Annotated in this window: 2 protein-coding genes; both read right to left on the reverse strand. The window is 45.2% G+C overall.

Features of this window, described 5'->3' with window-relative positions:
• Positions 1 to 887: DUF4922 domain-containing protein (locus tag ACFO6W_RS26030; protein WP_380002048.1), on the reverse strand; the 887-nt coding region annotated here is incomplete at its 3' end.
• Between the two features lie 16 nt (positions 888 to 903).
• Positions 904 to 2134 (reverse strand): glycosyltransferase family 2 protein (locus ACFO6W_RS26035; RefSeq protein WP_380002050.1); only part of this gene is annotated, 1231 nt, incomplete at its 5' end.

The raw sequence follows: 2134 nt of genomic DNA on the forward strand, positions 1-2134 counted from the left end.
CATATTTCATTAAGAATGCTTACGATATTTTTTTTTGTTATCCTGTCATAATCCTTTTTTAGCGGAGTTATAAATACTCCGGCCAGGTCAACGGCCGCCGGGCTGACGAGCAGATTTTCGTCCCCTAAGGCAAAGAAGCATTCCGGTCTGTGTTTCTCGCGAGGGAATATGCAGCTGTAATACTTCTTGTTTTCGTACCAAGTGAGTATATTCATCATGGGCTCGTTATGCGTGTCTTTCAATTCGAGCAATGCATATAATTTCCTGAAGCAGGCCAGAGCCTCATTTTTATTTTCTGTTTCTAACAGGAAACAGTTTCTGAGATAGTCTCTGATGGCATACAGGATCAGTTCATCGGTGTGGTATATGATCTCCTTGCCAATATTCTTTATCTCCCTTTCAAAAGGGAGGAAGCCCTTTATCCCCGCTTGGAAATGCGCATGGTCAGGCGCAGAAGCCCCGCACTTTGGCCCGTTATAGAACAGTGTATACCCATTGAGGCTTTTAGCCATGTCCAGCATATCGCCATACCTGTTGAAAATAAGCTGGTCGGCATGGGAGTAAGCCGCTATAGTCAAATGGCGCGGGAATATTGGATATGGGTTTACTAAGATCTGGTACTGCGTACCGAATGGTATCCCCACTTGGACGGGTGGTAAATTTTGGGGGCAAAGGAAGCATTTCCTTTGCCGTATAGACTCCGTATCCACTTTTGCCGCCGAAGAAATGATCCTCCCGGGATTGAACTGTACCCTGACAGTGAAGTCGCCGAAAACGAAATCTTTGGTATTTACTTTTTGCAAGGCCTTATAATTCGCCCTTGCCAGTTCCCATTTTTGAAGTTGGGAAAAGAATAGCCCGTCTATGTTGAAATGATCTTCCGCCATGTTTATCCCCCTTTATTTATTTCCTATTCAACGCAATGCGGGCTTCGAGTTCCCATGTACGAATCCTGTCCTTATATGTATTGTGAGCGTTCAACCTGACAATATCGAGAGACGCGTCCGAATTATCGTCCCATCGGCGGCACAGGTATAAGACCTCATAAATACGTCCTATCTGGTATTCGCGTGAAAAATATAACCCCAGCGCATAATCTTCACCATAACTTGTATTGGGTACCTTTATATTTCTCAGTATGGGGGTATAGAATGCCCTTGGAGCTCCCAGTCCGTTGATTCGAATGGCATTGTTCCGTCCGTTGTCAGGAGTCCATTCCTTATGGTCTATAATGCCCGGGGGTATCATTTTCATATCAAAACCGGTGAGCATATATGTTCCCACGACCATTGCGCAATTCTGTTCGTAAAAAGCATCGACAATTTTCTGCAGGGTCTTTTCATGAGCATATACATCGTCGCTATCGAGCTGTACAGCAAATTTTCCGCATTTGGGATGATGCACGCCTAGGTTCCAGCACCCTCCGATCCCCAGTTCCTTATTATCGGGTATTATATGCACCAGCCGGCTGTCAGAGGCAAATTTCCTGATTTCTTGCGTTGTACCGTCGGTAGAATAATTGTCGATAACAATAATGTTGAATTTGAAAGATGTCTTTTGCTCCAGGGCCGATTTTATGGCATCGCCTATAGTCCGTATACGGTTCCTTACCGGAATGATGACCGATGCTTCATATTCGAAGTCAGATTTTCCGAACTCTACGTTTTTGAAATCCGGGGTCAGATAGGCCCCTGTCTTTTTGAGATGGTCGGTGCATGCCAGTTCCATTTCTCTCTGTACCTCCCGGTTTTTCGGGTCAACATAATCGAATATTTTTTCTCCGCTTTTCCGTGTGTCATATTCTATTTCAGTATACAGGTACTCGTTGATATGTACTAAATCCGCCTCCTGGGATACTTTGAGGCGCAGATCGTAAATTCCTGCGAATTTATATTCCCTGTCCATTTTAGATACAGCCATTTTCAGGTCAAGAGATTTGTACAGCAGTAGCGACCCGAAATTGAAATCGTCCCTTAAGCTGCCCTTTTGATAAGCGATAAGCGGATTGTTTTTCTTTTCGTCGCCCACCACCTGGTAATGGTCGGCATACACAAGCCCTGCACCCGAATCTGCTATAACCTGCGCCATGCGGTCCAGGGCAAACATACCCAGGCGGAGCTCAGCCGGTTTTGTG

It is taken from the genome of Dysgonomonas termitidis (genome assembly GCF_042654545.1).
Taxonomy (GTDB): domain Bacteria; phylum Bacteroidota; class Bacteroidia; order Bacteroidales; family Dysgonomonadaceae; genus Dysgonomonas; species Dysgonomonas termitidis.